14 protein-coding genes are annotated in these 19999 nt (G+C 62.0%); 13 read left to right on the forward strand and 1 reads right to left on the reverse strand.

What is annotated here, in order from left to right:
- Window position 1: 1 nt before the first annotated feature.
- From BBF94_RS05250 to BBF94_RS05260, 3 genes are read left to right on the forward strand one after another with little or no spacing between them, the layout of a single operon-like run.
- A complete protein-coding gene (locus BBF94_RS05250) occupies window positions 2–2452 on the forward strand; it encodes an aldehyde dehydrogenase family protein (RefSeq protein ID WP_065257988.1) in 2451 nt (816 codons plus the stop codon).
- Window positions 2436–3725 carry a phenylacetate--CoA ligase family protein gene (locus BBF94_RS05255; protein ID WP_065257989.1) on the forward strand — a complete coding sequence of 430 codons (1290 nt, stop codon included), beginning with the start codon at window positions 2436–2438 and terminating at the stop codon, window positions 3723–3725. Before BBF94_RS05250 ends, BBF94_RS05255 begins: the two co-directional genes overlap by 17 nt.
- Window positions 3725–4669, forward strand: coding sequence for a GNAT family N-acetyltransferase (locus BBF94_RS05260; RefSeq protein WP_065257990.1), 945 nt, complete (start codon window positions 3725–3727; stop codon window positions 4667–4669). The genes BBF94_RS05255 and BBF94_RS05260 overlap by 1 nt, the downstream gene beginning before the upstream one ends.
- Window positions 4670–4709: 40 nt before the next feature.
- Here BBF94_RS05260 and BBF94_RS05265 read toward each other — a convergent pair whose 3' ends face one another.
- Window positions 4710–5243: a hypothetical protein gene (locus BBF94_RS05265; protein ID WP_065257991.1), complete on the reverse strand. Its 534-nt coding sequence runs from the start codon at window positions 5241–5243 to the stop codon at window positions 4710–4712.
- 372 nt (window positions 5244–5615) lie between these two features.
- Here BBF94_RS05265 and BBF94_RS28535 point away from each other — a divergent pair, with 372 nt between their 5' ends.
- From BBF94_RS28535 to BBF94_RS05315, 10 genes are all read left to right on the forward strand, one after another.
- Complete coding sequence (locus BBF94_RS28535) at window positions 5616–7607, forward strand: methyl-accepting chemotaxis protein (protein WP_065257992.1); 1992 nt, start codon at window positions 5616–5618, stop codon at window positions 7605–7607.
- A 157-nt stretch (window positions 7608–7764) separates the two neighbouring features.
- Window positions 7765–8211 (forward strand): DUF411 domain-containing protein, encoded by a 447-nt coding sequence (locus tag BBF94_RS05275; protein ID WP_065257993.1) that lies wholly within the window; start codon window positions 7765–7767, stop codon window positions 8209–8211.
- Complete coding sequence (locus BBF94_RS05280) at window positions 8211–8645, forward strand: YqaA family protein (RefSeq protein WP_065257994.1); 435 nt, start codon at window positions 8211–8213, stop codon at window positions 8643–8645. The genes BBF94_RS05275 and BBF94_RS05280 overlap by 1 nt, the downstream gene beginning before the upstream one ends.
- Before the next feature lie 85 nt (window positions 8646–8730).
- A complete protein-coding gene (locus tag BBF94_RS05285; RefSeq protein ID WP_065257995.1) occupies window positions 8731–9756 on the forward strand; it encodes an alpha/beta fold hydrolase in 1026 nt (341 codons plus the stop codon).
- A gap of 13 nt (window positions 9757–9769) precedes the next feature.
- Entirely contained in the window at window positions 9770–10723 is a 954-nt protein-coding gene (locus tag BBF94_RS05290) for a D-2-hydroxyacid dehydrogenase family protein (protein ID WP_065257996.1), read from the forward strand.
- Between the two features lie 528 nt (window positions 10724–11251).
- Window positions 11252–12838 carry a glycogen synthase GlgA gene (gene glgA / locus BBF94_RS05295; RefSeq protein WP_065257997.1) on the forward strand — a complete coding sequence of 529 codons (1587 nt, stop codon included), beginning with the start codon at window positions 11252–11254 and terminating at the stop codon, window positions 12836–12838.
- 18 nt (window positions 12839–12856) lie between these two features.
- A complete protein-coding gene (gene treZ, locus BBF94_RS05300; protein ID WP_065257998.1) occupies window positions 12857–14659 on the forward strand; it encodes a malto-oligosyltrehalose trehalohydrolase in 1803 nt (600 codons plus the stop codon).
- Window positions 14656–16734 (forward strand): 4-alpha-glucanotransferase, encoded by a 2079-nt coding sequence (gene malQ / locus BBF94_RS05305; RefSeq protein WP_065257999.1) that lies wholly within the window; start codon window positions 14656–14658, stop codon window positions 16732–16734. Before treZ ends, malQ begins: the two co-directional genes overlap by 4 nt.
- Window positions 16731–19505: a malto-oligosyltrehalose synthase gene (locus BBF94_RS05310; protein ID WP_065258000.1), complete on the forward strand. Its 2775-nt coding sequence runs from the start codon at window positions 16731–16733 to the stop codon at window positions 19503–19505. Before malQ ends, BBF94_RS05310 begins: the two co-directional genes overlap by 4 nt.
- 29 nt (window positions 19506–19534) lie before the next feature.
- Window positions 19535–19864: a DUF2934 domain-containing protein gene (locus BBF94_RS05315; RefSeq protein ID WP_065258001.1), complete on the forward strand. Its 330-nt coding sequence runs from the start codon at window positions 19535–19537 to the stop codon at window positions 19862–19864.
- Window positions 19865–19999: the final 135 nt, after the last annotated feature.

A 19999-nucleotide genomic window follows, 5' to 3' on the forward strand; every position in this document is an offset into this window, starting at 1 on the left:
CATGTACCTGATCAATGGGCAGCTTCACGACGAATACACCCTCGACCTCGCCCTGGAACAGCTTCACCTGGATTTGCCGCATCGGTTGGCCGAGGCGCTGGACACATCGACCGTCCTGGGTGCCGCAGCCACCTTTGCCAGGCGCTTGCAAATCGCGGATCCGGCATTGCCACTGGATCCCGAACAACGCCAGGCGCTGATCGAGTTCTGCCAGCCCGATGCGCTGCGGCGCAAGCTTGAGCGCGAACTCGGTGAACAACCAGGCTCCCTGCGCCGCATTGATTATCGTCAGTCGCGCTTCGAGCGCTGGAGCCCGTTGGGTCTGGTGGTTCACATCACCCCGGGCAATGCGCCGCTGCTGGCGTTTTGCGCCGTGATCGAAAGCCTGCTGGCCGGCAACGTCAACTGGCTGCGCCCCAGCAGCAGTGATCAAGGCCTGACGGCGCGATTGCTCCACGCCTTGACGCAGTGTGACACGACCGGCCGGATCGCCGGGCATGTCGCCGTCACACCGACCACCACTGCGCAGATCGGCCAACTGTGCCAATGGGCCAACGGCGTGTCGGCGTGGGGAGGCGAAGCGGCGCTGCAAGCCATACGTCAACAACTGCCACCGGGATGTCGCTGGATCGATTGGGGCCACCGGATCAGCTTCATCTACCTGACACCGACGGCCGTCTCGCCGCAAGCGTTGGACGCCGTGGCCGACGAAGTCTGTCGCCTCGACCAGCAGGCCTGCTCCAGCCCGCAATGGTTGCTGGTGGACAGTGACGACGAAAGCACTCTGCATTCCATCGGCAAGGGCCTCGCCGAGGCGTTCGAGCGCCGCTCCCGACACTGGCCGGCCTTGTCGCCTTCGATCCAGGAAGCTTCGGAAATCACCACCCGCATGGCGATGGCACGCCTGGCTTACAGTTTTGCCGGGATCCGTGGTCAGGTCTGGCAGGCATCCGACTGGCGAATCATCTGGTCCCACGACTCGCAGCTCGCTCCCTCGCCCCTGTTTCGCAGCCTGCTGCTCAAGCCACTGCCACGCAGGCAGCTCGCAGACGCGCTGCTACCCTGGCGGAACGTGCTGCAAAGCGCCGGGTTGATCTGTACTGAACACGACATGGCCGAGCTGGCCCGGACTCTGATTGCCGCCGGTGTCACCCGGATCACTCCGGTGCAGACGATTCACGAGGGTTACGAAGGTGAACCCCACGACGGCGTTTATGCCTTGCAGCGCTTGAGCCGCCGCGTGTCGGTCAGCCTGCCGGCCACCACTCTGGCAGCCCGTGCCACGCTCGACCCGGTGCCAAAACCTCCCGACGTGGCCGGCTTGCCGATCATGAGCAAAGACGCCTTCGTTGCTCGCCCGATCCATCCAGCCGCCCGGCTGTACTTCCGCTCCGGTGGCAGCAGCGGAATTCCGGCGCTGTCCGGTTTCAGCTATCGCGACTTCGATCGGCAGATGCGCGCCACCGCCGACGGGCTGTTTGCGGCAGGTCTCGATCCTGAACGGGACCGGGTGATGAACCTGTTCTTCAGCGGCGGCCTGTATGGCGGCTTTTTCAGCTTTTCCAAAGTGCTGGAGCTGCTGGGTGCCACACACCTGCCGATGGGCGCACCGGCCGATGACGACTATCGCGAAATCGCGCAGTTGATCGTCGATCGGCGCGTCAACGTGCTGGTCGGCATGCCGAGCACCCTGCATCGTCTGTTCCTCAGCGAACAGACACGGCTGCGTGACTATGGCGGGATCGAAAAGGTCTTTCTCGGCGGCGAACATCCCGGTGAGCAAAGCCGCGTATTGATGCGTGAATGCGGCGTCCGGCTGATCCGCTCCGCGGTCTACGGCAGTGTCGATGCGGGGCCGCTCGGCCATGCCTGCCCGGCCACCGACGATGGCGTGTTTCACCTGATGAGCGATATCCAGCATCTGGAAATTGTCGACTTCGACGCCGATCGAGCGGTGACCGGCAATGAAACCGGACGGCTGGTATTCACCTCCCTGGGGCGCGAAGGTCAGGACGTCCGGCGCTACGATGTCGGCGACAGCGGCCGCTGGATTGCCGGCGTGTGTGAATGCGGCCTGCCCACTCCACGCTTCGAACTGCTGCAGCGCCACGGCAGACTGGTGCGCATCGGCACGGACTTCATTTGCCTGACGCAACTGGCCGAGCATCTGCAGAGCGAATTCCAGCTGATCCTCGACCATGCCCCGAACGGCCTGGAGCGCATGCGAGTTCTCTGCCCGCGGCAAGCCGACGACGTCCGGCATCGCTTGTCGGGTTATCCGACGCTGGCGGTACTCATCCAGACAAGCCTGCTGAGCCTGGAGGTGGAGACCTGCGGCAGCGAGCGATTCACCCGCAACCGACACAGCGGCAAGACGCCGCTGCTGATCGACAATCGAAGGGTTCGTCCCTGTGCAGACCAGCAAGGAGCCGAACATGAACACGCGGTTTGAACTGGCAGAACTGGTGACGTTTGCGCGACAGCATTCGCACTTTTATGCCAATCACTTCGCCGGACTTCCCTTGCAGTTGCCCTCACTGGAACAACTGCCGGTGATTGACCCCGCGCAATACTGGCAAGGCAGCCCGGACCTTGACCAATGGCCTGTTCTGACAGCACCGCTGAATGACGCCCTGATCTTCAAGACGGGAGGAACCACCAGTGCCGGCAGGTTTTCACTGTTCAGGCGCGAAGAGTGGCAGACCCTGGTGGCCGACTTCGGGCGCAGTCTCGATGCGCAGTTGAGCGACGGGGACCGGATCGCCAACCTGTTTTTTGTCGGGGATCTGTATGCCAGTTTCATCTTCACCCATGATGCGCTGGCGCATGTACAAACCGAAGTCGTGGAGTTTCCGTTCACCGGTCATGTCGACTCGAACACTCTGGCTGATGCGATTGTCCGGCACCGGATCAACGTGCTGGCCGGTGTGCCCGCCAATCTGCTGTCCTTCGCGGCGTGGCTCGAACGGCATGACCGTGTCCTCGGGGAGGTCACCACCTTGCTCTACGCCGGCGAAAGCCTGTTCGACGCACAGTTGCAACGGCTGACACGGGTAATGCCCAATGCCCGAGTGGCGTCCATCGGCTATGCCAGTGTGGACGCCGGGTTCATCGGCGCCAGCGATCGAGACTGCGACCTGGGTGAACACCGGGTTCCAGAGGGGCACGCCGTGCTGGAGATCCTCGATGAACAGACCGGTGAGGTGATCGAAGCGTGTGACCGTGTCGGACGCCTGGTGACGACCAACCTCACGCGCCGGTTGATGCCGTTGATCCGTTACCCGGTCGGCGACCGTGCCTGCTGGCGCGAGCCGAGCGGGACGTCCCGACGCAAGTTCGCGCTGATGGGCCGCTGCGCCGACAGCCAGCGGGTACGAGTGGGCATTCTGACCTTGTTGCCGCAATCGATCGGCGAGACCGTGCGACGCATCACCGGGAGCGACGATTGGCAACTGGTGATCGAGCAGGAGGGGGCAATGGATATCCTGCGCCTGCTCTGGGCGCCGGACACCATGGCAGCGGCGACGACTGAAAGCGATCGAGCGCTTTACCGAGCACTGATCGAGGACTATCCGTTGATCGAACAGCTGTGCGCCGAACACTTGCTGGCATTGCAGGTTCTTCGCTGCAACGTTCAGGACCTGACACGTGATCCTCGCTCCGGCAAACGTCAGCGAGTGGTGGATCGACGTGTCTACAACGGCTCTCGTCTGGAGGATCGTTGATGGAGCCGATCATCCTGCGTGGTTACCGCACCTGTGACGCCGTTGCCGTGAGTCGCCTGTTCAGAAGGATCTATGGCGACCATTACGCTCAGCCGCATGTTTATCTGCCGCTCATGATCAGCCAGAACCATGCCGATGGACGCTGGCACTCGTGCGTGGCGGTGACGAACGATGAAATAGCAGGACATGCCACGTTGATTCTTGATCACGGAGCGCCGGTCGCCGAACTGGCGCTGAGCGTGGTGGATCCACAGTTCCGTGGCCGGAATGTCGCCACACGTCTTGGCCGACACTTGCTGATCCATGCCCGGGCGCTCGGCTATCAGGGGGTCACGATCAAGCAAATGACTCATCACACGTACACACAGAAAATGGCCGCCAGGCTTGGTTTTCACAACACCGGATTATTGCCCGATCATGCACCGTCGCCCTTTGGCGATGGCGTGGCGGAATCACTCGTTCTGGGTTATGCCCCTGTGGAAGGTTGTCGCCGCCCACTGCCGGCATTGGCCTGGCCGGACGGGTGTCGTGAGTTCATGCAGCGGATGTGTGACATATTCGGAACGCGATCGGACGTTGCGCCCTGGCTCCGCTCGCCCGCGCAGCTGGAACAGCGATGGGGGCGATATGACGGGGTATTCAGCGAAATTGACGACGGTTTGCTCAGACAGTTACAGCAATTGCCCGCTCATTGGCTGATATCGATAAGGCTCAGGCTTGCACAGAGCTTCGACAATGCCTGGCGCCGATTATCGAAGACCGGGTTCGTGTTCACCGGACTGGCGCCCGATGACAGAAGTGAGGGATGGCTGGCGTTGTTTCATCGCGGATTCCAGCCCGGATCCCTGACACTGCATTGCCCGCGAATGCAGTTGTTGCACGACGACATGCAGCGACAGATCGCCTCGCCGGCGACGCTCCAGGCCTGCGGCACCGGTCCATGAACGCAAGAGCCCGCCCCGTTACCGGGGCGGGCCCTGCCTTTTACGCCTTGGCACTCACGCCTTTGTCGGTAGGAAGCACACGCTCACCGCCCTGCCCATAGGTTTTAAGGCTTTGCAGCACATAAATGGCTTTCTTGTACTCCGGGATCAACCCATTGGCGTACTTGTTGCCCTTGAGGCTGTTGTTGTTGATGGTGTCCAGTTGCGTGGCGAAATACTCCAGCGCGTTGAACTTGGCATCCGGGTCTTTCTGGATGCCGAAACGATCGAACTTGTCACCGGCATTGAGCAGCGTCATCGACGTCACTTCGGAAATAAGGCCGCGACTGCGCAAGAACTCGCTCAGCTTGCCCAACTGCTTGGCCGACACGTTCTCCGGATCGAAGCCCTTGATGCTTTTGTGCAAACGCTGCTTGTCCATTTCCGCCGTGTTGAGAACGGTGGGGTCGTTGCCGACCAGGGCCAGCATCTGCTTGACCTTCACACTTTGGGAAACCGGTTTGCTCGAACTGGCGGTATCTCGAACCAGCAAACCCGCCTTGGGTTGCCAGGCTCCGGTATAGCCAACGGTCATGAGCGTGCTCCTTGCGAAAAGAACATGAAAAATATCCTTGTGAAACGTCTTGAATTGCCCGGAGTATCGGTCGCGGAACTGATGTCACCAACGAATTTTTCACATTTTTACAATTTATGTACATTTCCGATACATATTCACGCCAACCCCGAATTCACTAATCCAGAGACTTCTCCAGAGCCTCGATAAAATCGATTTTTTACTCTGACGAACGAGCTGGTTAGTTTGAATGTGTCGATTCTGATACTTGCCGTCGTGTTTTTTAGCACGCAAGTACCTAAAGCTTCCCTGCACCACGACGATATCTAAGGGATACCCCTACTGCGCTGCTCTTCGCCCCTAATAAGAAACACTGCTCAAGGACCGGTTTACATGCCCGCACTCCGTACCATTCAGGCTCGTTACACACTGTTTCTGGTTCTTTTCATACTGCTGCTGTCGATCCTGACGGTGGTCGGCATCAGTCAACTGGTTGCCCCGAAATTGCGCCACACCGAAGAGCAGGTGGTGCTGAACCGCATTGCCGAGGTTGCGCAACAGATTCAGGGTGAACTGAACAAGGTTCAGTCGCAGCAACGCAGCATCACCCAGACCATTCCCCTGCTCGACAGCGCCGCCATCGACACCGTACTGCCGGGTCTGGTGGACCAGTACGGAGAGTTGAAAGTCTTTGGTGGTGGCATCTGGCCGTTGCCCGGTCAGCGTGAGGCCGGTCGCAACAAGTTCAGCACCTTCTGGCACCGTGACAGCTCCGGCAAACTCGCCGTGAACACTTTCTGGAACAGCGACGCGGCACCCAACTATTACGACCAGAGCTGGTACAAGGGCGGCATGCAGACCCCACGCGGCCAGTGCGCCTGGGCCGCCGCCTACAAGGACGACGCCAGCGCCGAGCCGCGCACCAACTGCGCCATGGCCATTCAGAAAAACGGCGCCGCGTGGGGCGTATCGACCATCGACGTCACGCTGGGATTCTTCAACGAACTGGTGGCACGCAAGGAAAAAGACCTCAACGCCGAAATGCTGATCGTCGAGGCCGACGGCAAGATCATCAGCAACAGCACGCGCATCAGCGGTCCGATCGTGTTGAAGAACATCAGCGAACTGACCTCCAGCTCCACCTTCGCCAGCCAGGTCAAGGCCGGTCTGCAGAAGCCCGATCAGGCACAGCGCGTCGAGTTCGACAACAACGGTGAAGCCAGCACCTTTTTCATGCGTCCGATCGAAGGGACGCCATGGTTTCTCGCCACCGCCCTGCCGACCCGAATGCTCACGGCCCAGCGTGACGATGTGCTCAGCAGCCTGAGCCTGTTGCAGATTCCGCTGGTGGTCCTGCTGGTCCTGTTGCAGGTCTATGCGATTCGCCAACTGGTTGCGCGCATGAAGGCGCTCAAGGCCAACATCGATTCGCTGTCCAGCGGTGATGCCGACCTGACCCGCCGCATCACCATCCGCGCCGAAGACGAGCTTGGGGCCATCGGCCATTCGGTCAACACCTTCATCGCGTATCTGCAGAACATGATCGGTGAGGTCACCCAGGCCACTGGCGCCATGGCCTCCAGTCTCGACAACCTGCAACGCACATCGGCACACACCAGCCAGATCCTGTTGCGCCACGCCTCGGAAACCGACCAGACCGTCACCGCCATCAACGAGATGAGCTCCACCGCCGAAAGCGTTGCGCAGAACGCCGCCGAAACCGCCGCGTTCACCCAGCGGGCCAACGAGAACGCCGACCGTTCACGCGTCGTGGTCGGTGAAGCGACCAGCAGCGTCGTAGCATTGATCGACGAAGTGGCCAGTGCTACGCACAAAGTCGAAAACATGCAACAGGACGCCCAGCGCATTACCGAGATCCTGGGCGTGATCGGGGCGATTGCCGGCCAGACCAACCTGCTGGCGCTCAACGCCGCCATCGAAGCCGCCCGTGCCGGCGAGCAGGGACGCGGGTTCGCCGTGGTGGCCGACGAGGTCCGCGCCCTCGCCGCCCGGACCCAGGCCAGTACGTCGGAGATCAATGAAATGCTGACCCGTCTGACTCAGGGTGTGAGTTCATCGGTCAGCGCCATGGAAAACACCCAGGCCAGTTGTCAGTCCGCCGCCGATGCCACTGCACGGGTCACCAGCGGGCTCGATGACATGGCCGGTTCCGTCAGCCACATCAACAGCCTCAGTGCCCAGATTGCCACAGCCGCCGAGCAGCAGAGCGCCGTCACCGAAGAAATCAACCGCAGCATGGTGCAGATCCGCCACATGGTCGATGAGCTGGTGCAAAGCGGCCAGGCCAGTGAAACCAATACCCGTCAGCTGCTGGAAGCCAACAGTCGGGTGAGTGCGATCATGGGGCGGTTCAAAGTCAGCTGACAGCATTGTCATCTTGCGCTCAGGATGCCGTCAGCCTTGATCTACGATCATGCTGACGGCCTGTCTTGTATCAACTGGAAACACTCCGTTGATGCCCGGCAGGAAAAACCGGTCAAAATGCGTTCTTTTTGACTGTCATCCGAGTCGAGAACTCTTCATGAAAAAGTCTCTGCGTCTGACTGCCCTGAGCGCACTGTTCATCTCATCCCTGGCGCAAGCCGCCGACCTCATCCCGATCGAAGTCCACCGCGACGCCAACTGCGGCTGCTGCAAAAAATGGATCAGCCACCTGGAGGCCAACGGTTTCAAGGTCGAGGATCATGTCGAAGCCGATATGAGCAGCTTCAAGCAACAACACGGTGTGCCGCCGCGCCTGGCGTCCTGTCATACGGCGATCATCAACGGCAGATTCGTCGAGGGTCACGTGCCGGCGGAACAGGTGCTGGCCCTGAGCAAGCGTGATGACCTGCTCGGCGTGGCGGCTCCCGGAATGCCGATGGGCTCGCCGGGCATGGAAATGGATGGCATGAGCGATGCCTATCAAGTGATCGGCCTGAAAAAGAACGGTGCCGACGTGGTGGTGGCGGACTACCCGGCCCATTGATGACGGTGGGTTATCTCGGGCTGTTCCTTGCCGCGTTTGGTGCGGCAACGCTGTTGCCGCTGCAATCGGAGGCCGTGCTGGTCGGGCTGCTGGTCAGCGATCGCTACTGGCTTTGGGGCCTGCTGGCCGTGGCGACCCTGGGCAATGTCCTCGGCTCGCTGGTGAACTGGTGGCTGGGGCGCGGACTGGAACGGTTTCGGGACCGGCGCTGGTTTCCGGTAGGCCCCAAACATATGGCCCGCGCCCGCGCTCACTATGAGCGCTATGGGCATTGGTCGCTGCTGCTCAGCTGGTTGCCGGTGATCGGTGACCCTCTGACGCTGCTCGCCGGCGTCATGCGTGAACCGATCGGGCGCTTTCTGTTGATCGTGACGTTTGCCAAGGGTGCCCGCTATGGGGTGCTGGCGATGCTGACGCTTGGCTGGCTCGGTTGAACCATCAGGCGCGGGCATTGCCTGTGTTTAACCTCGCCCTAATCCGGCCGTTCCACCATCGGCCCATTTCCTGTGGAGTTGCCCCATGTCTGTGTCGCTGACCCGCTGGCTGCCCGGCCTGCTGCTGACCGCTGCCCTGCCCCTGTTCGCCCATGCCGAAGGCCCGCAATACGGTCCGGAACTGCAAGGCTTCGATTATCCCTACACCCTCAAGCACTTTGCCTTCCAGTCCCAGGGCCAGTCTCTGCAGATGGGTTACATGGACGTCGCCGCCCACGGCAAGGCCAACGGGCGCACGGTGGTGCTGATGCACGGCAAGAATTTCTGCGGCGCCACCTGGGACAGTTCGATCCAGGCCCTGAGCGAGGCCGGTTACCGGGTGATCGCCCCGGACCAGATCGGTTTCTGTACCTCCAGCAAACCCGATCATTACCAGTACACGTTTCAGCAACTGGCAGCCAACACCCAGCAATTGCTGAAGGCGCTGGGCATCCAGAAATCCACCCTGCTCGGCCATTCCACAGGCGGCATGCTCGCCACCCGATATGCGCTGCAATACCCGGATCAGGTCGAGCAACTGGCGCTGGTCAACCCGATCGGCCTGGAGGACTGGAAAGCCCTCGGCGTACCTTGGCGCAGCGTCGATCAGTGGTACCAGCGTGAACTGAAGGTCACCACCCAGGGAGTTCGCGACTACGAGCGCAGCACTTATTACGACGGCCGCTGGAAACCCGAATTCGACCGTTGGGTGGACATGCTCGCCGGCCTGAGCAACGGCCCGGGCAAGACTCGGGTCGCCTGGAACTCAGCGTTGATCTACGACATGATCTTCACCCAGCCGGTGTATTACGAGTTCAAGGACCTGAAAATGCCGACCCTGCTGCTGATCGGAACCTCCGATACCACAGCCATCGGCAAGGACATTGCGCCACCGGAGGTGAAAGCGAAAATCGGCCACTACGACGTGCTTGGCAAGCAGGTGGCGAAGCTGATCCCGCGATCCACCCTGGTGGAGTTCCCTGGCCTGGGCCACGCTCCACAGATGGAAGAACCGGCGCAATTCCACCAGGCGCTGCTCGGCTGGCTGAACAAGACCAATCCCGTTCGTTGAGGAGTCAAGGCTGATGGCGGTGCAGATTGCAGTGATCGATGACTGGCAGGACGTGGCTCGCGACGTGGTCGACTGGTCGGTACTCGACAGTCTCGGTGAAGTGACCTTTATCCATGAGTACCCGGCGGACAACACCACACTGGCCGAACGTCTGGGGCGATTCGAGGTGATTTGCGTGATGCGCGAACGCACGCGTTTCGATGAAGACCTGCTCAAGCGTCTGCCGAACCTCAGGCTGCTGGTCACCGGCGGCATGCGCAATGCGGCGCTGGACCTGCCGGCCGCCGCCCGACTCGGGATCAAGGTCTGCGGCACCGACAGCTATAAACATGCGGCGCCGGAACTGACCTGGGCTTTGATCATGGCTGCCACCCGCAATCTGGTGAACGAAGCCAACGCCCTGCGCACCGGCCAGTGGCAGCAGGGTCTGGGCGGCGACCTGCACGGCAGGACGCTCGGCATTCTCGGGCTCGGCAGTATCGGCCAGCGCGTGGCGCAATTCGGTCAGGTGTTCGGTATGCGCGTGATCGCCTGGAGCGAAAACCTCACTGCCGAGCGCGCTCAAGAAGTCGGCGTCACTTATGTCAGCAAGCAGGCGTTATTCGAACAGGCCGACGTATTGTCCGTGCATCTGGTGCTCAGCGACCGCAGCCGCGGGCTGGTTGACGCCCAGGCGCTGGACTGGATGAAGCCGACCGCCCTGCTGGTCAACACGGCACGCGGACCGATCGTCGACGAAGCGGCGCTGATCAAGGCCCTGCAGAAACAACGCATCGCCGGGGCCGCTCTCGATGTGTTCGACCAGGAGCCGCTGCCGGCACTGCATCCGTTGCGCACGCTCGACAATGTGCTGGCCACACCCCACGTCGGGTACGTCAGCCGACAAAACTATGAGCAGTTCTTTTCGCAGATGATCGAGGACATTCAGGCCTGGTCGGCGGGAGAACCGATTCGCCTGCTGAACTGACTCACATCGGCTTCGCGGGCTGCCCGTGCCCGCGAAGCAGCACCCACTGACCGCACGCCAACATCACTGCCCGCACCGCAACAGTGCATCTGCACATTTGTCACGCCCGAAAACATGACTGAGCAGTCACCGTTTTGCGTCCTTCGTCACCGACAGCATGCACTTCGTCGGTGCGTGCACCCTCCCAAGCCACGGTTTCCGTGACTCAGCAACAGATTGTCGAACAATTCATCCGATTGCCCTGGCCCGCTCTAGGATCTGACCTAGACTGGTTTTCTCGGGGTCAGACCGAGCGGTCACAAAGCCGAAAATTAATCGAAACTTTTGCTGATCGCACCGGGTCATCTGAACAACAGGGCCTGAGCGTTTGGTTCGTTCCTTGCAGCGGCCTCTTCACCCATTCTGCTTGCGCGTGTTGGGTAGCGTTTGCTCACCGATGCGTGGCGCGTTTGCGCCCGGCCACAGGATCCGGCCATGGACATCGCTTGTTCAAGACAAGAATCAGATCAAACAAAACGGGAGATTCATATGATCAGTGCGGCATTGGATATTCAGGGAGAGCGTGCTCACCAGCCGGTCGGCGAATCGAGCAGCACGAGCGTTCCCGGCAGCCGGTCGATCAACGTCCCGGGTACGAAGACGCTGAAACCGGTAGTCAGTCAGAATCCCAACAAGAAGAAAGTGTTGTTCGTGACCTCGGAAATCGCCGATCTGGTGAAGACCGGCGGTCTGGGTGACGTCTCTGCCGCGCTGCCCCGAGCGATGGCGCATCTGCATGATGTCCGGGTGCTGATCCCCGGTTACCCGCAAGTGATGAACAGCGAAAACCCGATCCATATCATCGGTGAACTGGGTGGCCATGCCGCGCTGCCCCCCTGCAAGATCGGGCGCATGGACATGCCTGACGGTCTGGTCATCTATGTGTTGATCTGCCCTGAACTCTACGCTCGCGACGGCGGCCCTTATGGCGCCAACAACGGTCGCGACTGGCCGGACAACCACATTCGCTTCGCCCGACTGGGGCTGGCCGCCGCCGATATCGCCGCCAATCTTGCGCAAATCCACTGGTGCCCGGATCTGGTGCACGCCCACGACTGGCCTGCCGGTCTGGCACCCGCCTACATGCACTGGCGCGGGCAACGCACGCCGACCCTGTTCACCATTCACAACCTGGCCTATCAAGGCGTGACCAGCCTGGGTTCGTGCCCGGAACTCGGAATTCCCGCCCACGCCTTGCAACAGGAAGGCATGGAGTTCTACGGCAAGATGTCGTTCCTCAAGGCCGGCATGGCCTACTCGAGCCACATCACCACGGTCAGCGCCACCTACGCGCAGGAAATCACCACCCCGGATTTCGGCTGCGGCCTCGACGGATTCCTCGCCGCCAAGACCCAGCAAGGTTTGCTCAGCGGCATCCCCAACGGCATCGACGAGAGCTGGGACGCCGCCACCGATCCTCATCTCTTCGCACCCTTTGCCATCGGCGACTGGGAAGGCAAAGCCATCAACGCCGCCCATGTGCGTGAACTGTTCGGCCTGAATGAATCTCAAGGTCCGCTGTTCGCCGTGGTCTCGCGTCTGGTTTACCAGAAGGGCCTGGACCTGACCGAAGCGGTGTCCGAGTACATCGTGCAGAACGGCGGCCAGATCGCCATCATCGGGCGCGGCGAGCCTGAAGAAGAACAGGCCATGCGCGAACTGGCCCTGCGCTTTCCCGGCCAGATCGGCGTACGCATCGGCTTCAATGAAACCGACGCCCGCCGGATGTTCGCCGGCAGCGATTTCCTGCTGATGCCTTCGCGCTACGAACCCTGCGGTTTGAGCCAGATGTACGCCCAGCGTTTCGGTTCGTTGCCGGTGGCGCGCAACACCGGGGGGCTGGCGGACACCATCGAAAACGGCGTCACCGGTTTTCTGTTCAACGAGTCCACGGTGGACAGTTACCGCGAAGCCCTGAGCCGTGCCTTCAAGGTGTTTGCCTTCCCCGACCTGCTCAACGCCATGCGCTGCCGGGCAATGGCGGCGCCGTTCAACTGGTGCAAGGCCGTCGAGCCCTATGCCGAGCTCTACGAACAACTGGTGGCCAAGGCGCTGGGCAAGACGCACCACAAATAACCAGGGAGGTTTTCAACGATGCCGTTACGGTCCCCTGAAACCTGGCCCCACGGCGCGATCATGCTGGACGCCGACCATACGCAGTTCGCATTGTGGGCGCCGGATGCGTTTTACGTCAGCGTCGAGCTGGACGACGGCCAGTCCCTGCCGATGCTGCCACAGGCAGACGGCTGGTTCGTGATCAAGAGCCGCTGCCCCGCCGGCAGTCGCTATCGCTACAACATCGACGGCGAACTGGAGGTGCCCGACCCGGCCTCCAGGGCGCAGGACGGCGATCTCGACCGCCACAGCGTGGTAGTCGATCCGCACCTCTATTCCTGGCGGAACACCACGTGGCAGGGTCGCCCCTGGAATGAAGCGGTGATCTATGAACTGCACGTCGGCGCCCTCGGTGGATTCGCTGAAGTCGAACAGCATCTGGCGCGCCTCGTCGGTCTGGGCGTCACCGCCATCGAGTTGATGCCGATCGCGCAGTTTCCCGGCGATCGCAACTGGGGGTACGACGGCGTGCTGCACTACGCGCCACAGGCTTCCTATGGCACGCCGGAGCAGCTCAAGCACCTGATCGACAGCGCGCACGGCTACGGCCTGGCGGTGATTCTCGACGTGGTCTACAACCACTTCGGCCCCGACGGCAATTACCTGCATCGCTACGCCAAAGGCTTCTTTCGCGAGGACAAGCACACACCGTGGGGCGCGGCCATTGATTTCCGCCGCCGTGAAGTGCGGGACTTCTTCATCGAAAACGCACTGATGTGGCTGCTGGAATACCGTTTCGACGGCCTGCGTCTGGATGCAGTGCACGCCATCGAGGATCCGGACTTCCTGCAAGAACTGGCACAGCGCATCCGTCAGCAGGTCGACCCGTCGCGGCACGTGTGGCTGACGGTGGAAAACGAGCACAATCAGGCCAGCCTGCTGGAAGACGCCTACGACGCCCAGTGGAACGACGACGGCCACAATGCCCTGCATGTGCTGCTGACCGGCGAAACCGATGCCTATTACGCCGACTACGCCGAACACCCCACCGAACAACTGGCCCGCTGCCTGAGCCAGGGTTTCGTGTTTCAGGGTCACCTGACCCGCCACGGTACGCCCCGTGGCGAACCGAGCGAGCACCTGCCGTCCACCGCGTTCGTGCTGTTTCTGCAAAACCATGACCAGATCGGCAACCGCGCCTTCGGTGAACGCCTGCATCGACTGGCCGATCCTCGCGCCCTTGAGGCCGCCACCGTGTTGCTGCTGTTGTCGCCGATGATTCCGCTGATGTTCATGGGGGACGAATTCGCCGCCGAACAACCGTTCCTGTTTTTCACCAGCCATCACGGCGAACTCGCCAGGCTGGTGCGCGAAGGCCGGCGCAACGAATTCGCCGCGTTCAGCGCATTCGCCGATCCGCAACGCCGCGAGCAGATTCCCGATCCCAACGCCGAGCAGACATTCCACGCCTCGCAACCAAGGCTGCTCGGCAGCGGCTCGTCGAAACAGCAGGCCACACTGGCGCTGTATCGCCAGCTACTGCATTTGCGCCACCAACACATCATTGCGCACCTGCCCGGCACCCAGGCACTTGGCGCTCAGGTTCTGGGGTTTGGCGCCGTCAGTGCACGCTGGCGACTGGGGGACGGCAGCGAGCTGCGAATCGACCTGAACCTCAGCGACACGCCCGTGGTCAACCCACCACAGGCCGACGCGGTGTGGCTCTTTCGACAACCGCCTGCCGCCGACCTGCAGGACACGGGGCAACTGCCCCCGTATTGCGCGCTCGTCAGCCTCACGGCCGCAACCCCTTTGCCCCCACTGGATGGAGAGCGCCTATGAGTGATGCGCAACTGGAAATTCTTGCCAGCCGGGCCGGCCTCGCGGTCGACTGGATCGACGCCAACGGGCGTCCACAAAAAGTTGCACCTGCCATACTGCGCAATGTACTGACCGGGCTCGGTCATCCGGCCAACACTGCCCAGGAGATCGACGCCAGTCTGCTTGAACTGCAACAAGCGCAACAAAATCGCGAGCTTCCTCCCCTGTTGACGGCCGATGTCGGCGTGGGCCTGGATCTGGCGCGTTATTTCGAACCCGAAAGCCCCTGCGAGATTCATCTGGAGGACGGTACGCGCCTGTCCCTCAAGCTCGATGCCGACGCGATATTGCCCGGCGAGATCCCGGTCGGTTACCAGCAAGTCCACATCGCCGGTCAACATTTCACCCTGGCCGTGGCGCCCGAGCGCTGCTTCAGCGTGGGCGACGCCGTGGACAGCCCGATTCCCCGTGTCTGGGGCCTGAGCGTGCAGCTTTACAGCCTGCGCCGCCCCGGCGATGGCGGTTTCGGCGATACCCAGGCCCTCGAGGATCTGGCCCGCAGCGCCGGCGAGCGCGGTGCCGACGCCCTGGCGATCAGCCCGCTGCACGCGATGTTCAGCGCCGATACCGGGCGCTACAGCCCCTATTCGCCTTCCAGCCGTCTGTTCCTCAATTCACTGTATGCCGCGCCCGGGACGATTCTTGGCGAGCGGGCCCTGCGTGACGCCATCGATGCCGCCGGACTGGCGGATCAGTTTCAGCAACTGGAAGACCTGAAACTGATCGACTGGCCCGCCGCCGCCGACGCCAAACAAAAACTTCTGCAAGCGCTGTACGAAGGCTTCATCCGTGGCGAGCATCCCCTGCAGGCGGACTTCTCCAGCTACCGCGATGCAGGCGGCGAAGCACTGGAAAACCACTGCCGCTTCGAAGCCATCCAGGAAATGCGTGCCGCTCGAGGGGAAAACCTCGACTGGCGCGAATGGCCCGAGCACTGGCGCGACCCGCGTGGCGCGGCGCTCGCGGCCTTCGCCGAGGAGTACGCCGGGCGCATCGGTTATTTCGCCTTTTGCCAGTGGTTGATCCATCGCTGTCTGGAGCGCGCACAAAATGCCGCCCGCAGCGCCGGCATGGGCATCGGCCTGATCGCCGACCTGGCGGTGGGCGCCGATGGCGCCGGCAGTCAGGCCTGGAGTTTTCAGGACGAACTGCTGGCCTCACTGACCGTCGGCGCGCCACCGGACATTCTCAACCGCTCCGGCCAGGGCTGGGGCATTTCCGCGTTCTCCCCGGAGGGGCTGGTGCGCAACGGCTTTCGCGCTTTCATCGACATGCTGCGCGCCAATTTCGCCCACGCCGGCGGGCTGCGTATCGACCATGTCATGGGGTTGCAACGGCTGTGGGTCATTCCCAAGGATTCGCCACCGGCCGACGGCGCCTACCTTTATTACCCGATAGACGATTTGCTGCGTCTGCTGACCCTCGAATCCCATCGGCATCAGGCGATCGTGCTGGGTGAAGATCTCGGCACCGTCCCCGACGGCCTGCGGGAAAAACTGATCGCCCGGGCCATGCTCGGCATGCGCGTGCTGTTGTTCGAACAGGACAACACCTGGTTCAAACCGATCCTCGACTGGCCGGACAACGCCCTGGCCACCACCAGCACCCACGATCTGCCGACGCTCAACGGTTGGTGGCATGGTCGGGACATCGACTGGAATGCCCGACTCGGGCTGATCGACGCCAATGGCGAAATCGACTGGCGACGTTATCGCGAGCGCGAACGCGACGGTTTGCGCAATGCCTTGAGCCAGGACCCGCAGAATTTTCGCGAGGAATCCCACGAAGCCGATCAGGTGGTCGACGCCAGTGTCCGCTTCCTCGGCCATACCCGCGCGCCACTGGTACTCCTGCCGCTGGAAGACGCGCTGGGCCTGGATGAACAGGCCAACCTGCCCGGCACCATCGACACCCACCCGAACTGGTCACGGCGTTTGCCGGGAACCAGCGCAACCCTGCTCGACGGTGTCGATGCCGCCCGGCGCCTCGAACTGCTGGCCTGTGCCCGCCTGCAAGCCGCCGAGCGTGACCAATGAGTGCCGTGCAGAACCAGACCGTGCGCGCGACCGTGCGCCTGCAGTTTCACAAGGGTTTTACCCTCGATGACGCCGTGCCATTGGTGGCGTACTTTGCCCGGCTCGGTATCAGCCATGTTTATGCCTCGCCGCTGCTGGCGGCCCGCGCCGGCTCCATGCACGGTTACGACGTGGTCGATCCGACCCGGGTCAACCCCGAACTTGGCGGCGAACCGGCATTGCGCCGACTGGTGGCGGCCCTGCGTGAACACGACATGGGCCTGATCCTCGACATCGTCTCCAATCACATGGCCGTCGGCGGCAGCGACAATCCCTGGTGGCTCGATCTGCTGGAATGGGGCCGGCTCAGTCCCTATGGCGAGTTCTTCGATATTCAGTGGCACTCGCCCGATCCACTGATGGAAGGCCAATTGCTGCTGCCATTCCTCGGCAGCGATTACGGCATTGCATTGCAGGAAGGATCGTTGCCACTGGTATTCAATGCCGAGTGCGGCACCTTCCACGTCGAGCATTACGAGCATCACTTCCCGATCTGCCCTGGCGATTACGGCGAATTGCTCAACAGCGATGAGCCCGTGAACGAAGCGCTCAAGTCGCTGGCCGACCGTTTCAGCACCCTGAGCTACCAGACCGATGCCCGCTCGCTGGCCATCCCGCTCAAGGAAGAGTTGCAGCAACTGGCCCGCGATCCGCACATTCTGCAAACCCTGCAGAACAACCTGGCGCGCTACGACTCGAAGACCGACGACGGCTTCCGGCGCCTGCATCAACTGCTGGAGCGACAAAGCTATCGCCTGGCGAGCTGGCGCACGGCGGCGGATGACATCAACTGGCGACGTTTCTTCGACATCAATGAACTCGGCGGTCTGCGGGTCGAGCGGCCTGCCGTGTTCGAAGCGACCCATGGCAAGATCTTCCGCTTGATCGAAGAAGGCCTGATCGACGGTCTGCGCATCGACCATATCGACGGCCTCGCCGATCCACGGGGTTATTGCCGCAAGCTGCGTCGGCGCCTCGATTTTCTGGCACCGGGGCGACACCTGCCGATCTACGTCGAAAAGATTCTCGGAGCAGGTGAAACCCTGCGCGCCGACTGGGCGGTGGATGGCAGCACCGGTTACGAATTCATGAATCAGTTGTCGCTGTTGCAACACGACCCGGACGGCGAGCACGTGCTTGGCGACTTCTGGCATCGCCGCACCGGGCGGCCCGCCATGTTTATCGAAGAAGCACGACTGGCCCGTCAGCAGATTCTCAACGGTTCGCTGGCCAGCGATAGCGAGAGCGTGGCTCAGGCACTGTGGCAAGTGGCGCGGGACGACCTGATGACCCGCGACCTGACGCTCGGCTCGATTCGCCGGGTATTGCAGGCGCTGATCGTGCATTTCCCGGTGTACCGCACCTACATCAGCGCCATGGGCCGTTCAGAGCAGGACGAGGTGTTTTTCCGCCAGGCCATGGAGGGCGCACGCCAGACATTGGCCGAAAACGACTGGCCGGTGCTTGAATCCGTGGCCGGCTGGCTCGGTGGCCAGCCCTGGCGACACAAGCCACGCGGGCGTTCACGCAAGATCCTGCGGCATGCCTGCGTGCGCTTTCAACAACTCACCTCTCCTGCTGCCGCCAAGGCCGTGGAAGACACCGCGCTGTATCGCTCGGCAGTGCTGCTGTCGCGCAATGACGTGGGCTACAACACCGAACGCTTCAGCGCGCCGGTCAGTGATTTTCACGCGACCAATCGACAACGCCTGGCGACATTCCCCGACAACCTGCTGGCCACCGCCACCCACGACCATAAACGCGGCGAAGACACCCGCGCGCGGCTGGCCGTGCTCAGTGAGCGCAGCCACTGGTACACCGAGCAGGTCGAGTTGTGGCGTGCCCTCGCCCGCCCGTTGCGCCAAGACGATCAGGTGCCGTCGGCTTCCGATGAGTTGATCCTCTATCAGGCGCTGATCGGCAGTTGGCCGCTGGAGCTGCGCGACGACGATCAGGCCGGACTCGCCGACTATGCCGGACGTATCTGGCAGTGGCAGCAAAAGGCTTTGCGCGAAGCCAAGCTGCAAAGCAGCTGGAGTGCGCCGAACGAGGCCTATGAGCAGGCTGCGCAGTCGTTCACCGAGCAGTTGTTGACGGCTGCCGAGGGTGAGCTGCTGCGCGGGGCTCTGCTCAAGAGCGTCAACAGCATTGCCGCTGCCGGCGCGCTAAACAGCCTGGCGCAAACCTTGCTGCACATGACCGTGCCGGGGGTGCCGGATCTGTATCAGGGCAACGAGTATTGGGATTTCAGCCTGGTCGATCCGGACAACCGCCGGCCTGTTGATTACCGCCTGCGCGAGCAATCGCTGAAACCTGCCGCCGTACCGGAGCTGCTGTCGAACTGGCGCGACGGGCGCATCAAGCAAGCGTTGATCGCGCAGGTCCTGAACCTGCGCGCCGAACACATCGAGCTGTTTCGCCGCGGCTCGTACCAGGCCCTCGAGGTGCTGGGCAGCCAGGCGCATAACGTACTGGCGTTTGCCCGTGAACACGAGGGGCAACGGGCAATCGTGATCGTGCCGATTCGCTGCGCGAGCTTGCTCGAAAATGCTGCCGTGCCCCAAGTGGACGCGCTGCGCTGGGGCGATACGCGGGTCGAGTTACCGTTCGCTACCTGCGACGAAAATCTGAAGGGACTTTTTTCAAGCAGCGCAGTCACAAAAAACAGGAAGCTGGAGGTCAGCGCTGCGCTGGGGGACGTCCCGGTCAATCTGTTTATCCAACACTTCTAGAAGCATGAGTTCATTTCAGGAGCATTGCGATGAGTAACGACGATAAACGCATCCGCGAATTCGCCTACCAAATCTGGGAGTCGGAAGGTAAACCCGAAGGTCAGGAAGAACGCCACTGGGAGATGGCGCGCAAACTGGCCGAAGCCGAGGCCCTGGCGCCGAAAAAATCGCCGAAGGCTGCCGGCAGCAAGACCGCTGGCAAGACCACGACCACCAAACCCGCCGCGAGCAAGGCGCCCGTTGCCAAACCCGGGACAGCCGCAAAGGCCAAGCCGGCGAGCGCCGCCAAAGTGATACCCCCGGGCGAGAAAGCCGCCGAGAAAAAGCCCCGCGCCCCTCGTAAACCCCCGGCGGTCTGAAGCTTTACGACCCATTGAATTGAATGAACACGTGGCGGGTTCCCTCGCCACGCGGGGCGCGCTCGCCCTGAAAAAATGAACTTCCTGTTTCGGCGAGCCTGCTCGCTGCCACAGAGGATTGATGCCCACCCCCAG

This window comes from Pseudomonas bananamidigenes (genome assembly GCF_001679645.1).
Taxonomy (GTDB): Bacteria; Pseudomonadota; Gammaproteobacteria; order Pseudomonadales; family Pseudomonadaceae; genus Aquipseudomonas; species Aquipseudomonas bananamidigenes.

What these genes read in the sequence shown, in the direction of transcription:
- malQ (WP_065257999.1), top strand. Translation starts at nt 14,656, where the DNA reads ATGAGTGATGCGCAACTGGAAATTCTTGCCAGCCGGGCCGGCCTCGCG.
- BBF94_RS05275 (WP_065257993.1), top strand. Translation starts at nt 7,765, where the DNA reads ATGAAAAAGTCTCTGCGTCTGACTGCCCTGAGCGCACTGTTCATCTCA.
- BBF94_RS28535 (WP_065257992.1), top strand. Translation starts at nt 5,616, where the DNA reads ATGCCCGCACTCCGTACCATTCAGGCTCGTTACACACTGTTTCTGGTT.
- BBF94_RS05255 (WP_065257989.1), top strand. Translation starts at nt 2,436, where the DNA reads ATGAACACGCGGTTTGAACTGGCAGAACTGGTGACGTTTGCGCGACAG.
- BBF94_RS05265 (WP_065257991.1), bottom strand. Translation starts at nt 5,243, where the DNA reads ATGACCGTTGGCTATACCGGAGCCTGGCAACCCAAGGCGGGTTTGCTG.
- BBF94_RS05290 (WP_065257996.1), top strand. Translation starts at nt 9,770, where the DNA reads ATGGCGGTGCAGATTGCAGTGATCGATGACTGGCAGGACGTGGCTCGC.
- treZ (WP_065257998.1), top strand. Translation starts at nt 12,857, where the DNA reads ATGCCGTTACGGTCCCCTGAAACCTGGCCCCACGGCGCGATCATGCTG.
- BBF94_RS05260 (WP_065257990.1), top strand. Translation starts at nt 3,725, where the DNA reads ATGGAGCCGATCATCCTGCGTGGTTACCGCACCTGTGACGCCGTTGCC.
- BBF94_RS05310 (WP_065258000.1), top strand. Translation starts at nt 16,731, where the DNA reads ATGAGTGCCGTGCAGAACCAGACCGTGCGCGCGACCGTGCGCCTGCAG.
- BBF94_RS05280 (WP_065257994.1), top strand. Translation starts at nt 8,211, where the DNA reads ATGACGGTGGGTTATCTCGGGCTGTTCCTTGCCGCGTTTGGTGCGGCA.
- BBF94_RS05285 (WP_065257995.1), top strand. Translation starts at nt 8,731, where the DNA reads ATGTCTGTGTCGCTGACCCGCTGGCTGCCCGGCCTGCTGCTGACCGCT.
- BBF94_RS05250 (WP_065257988.1), top strand. Translation starts at nt 2, where the DNA reads ATGTACCTGATCAATGGGCAGCTTCACGACGAATACACCCTCGACCTC.
- glgA (WP_065257997.1), top strand. Translation starts at nt 11,252, where the DNA reads ATGATCAGTGCGGCATTGGATATTCAGGGAGAGCGTGCTCACCAGCCG.
- BBF94_RS05315 (WP_065258001.1), top strand. Translation starts at nt 19,535, where the DNA reads ATGAGTAACGACGATAAACGCATCCGCGAATTCGCCTACCAAATCTGG.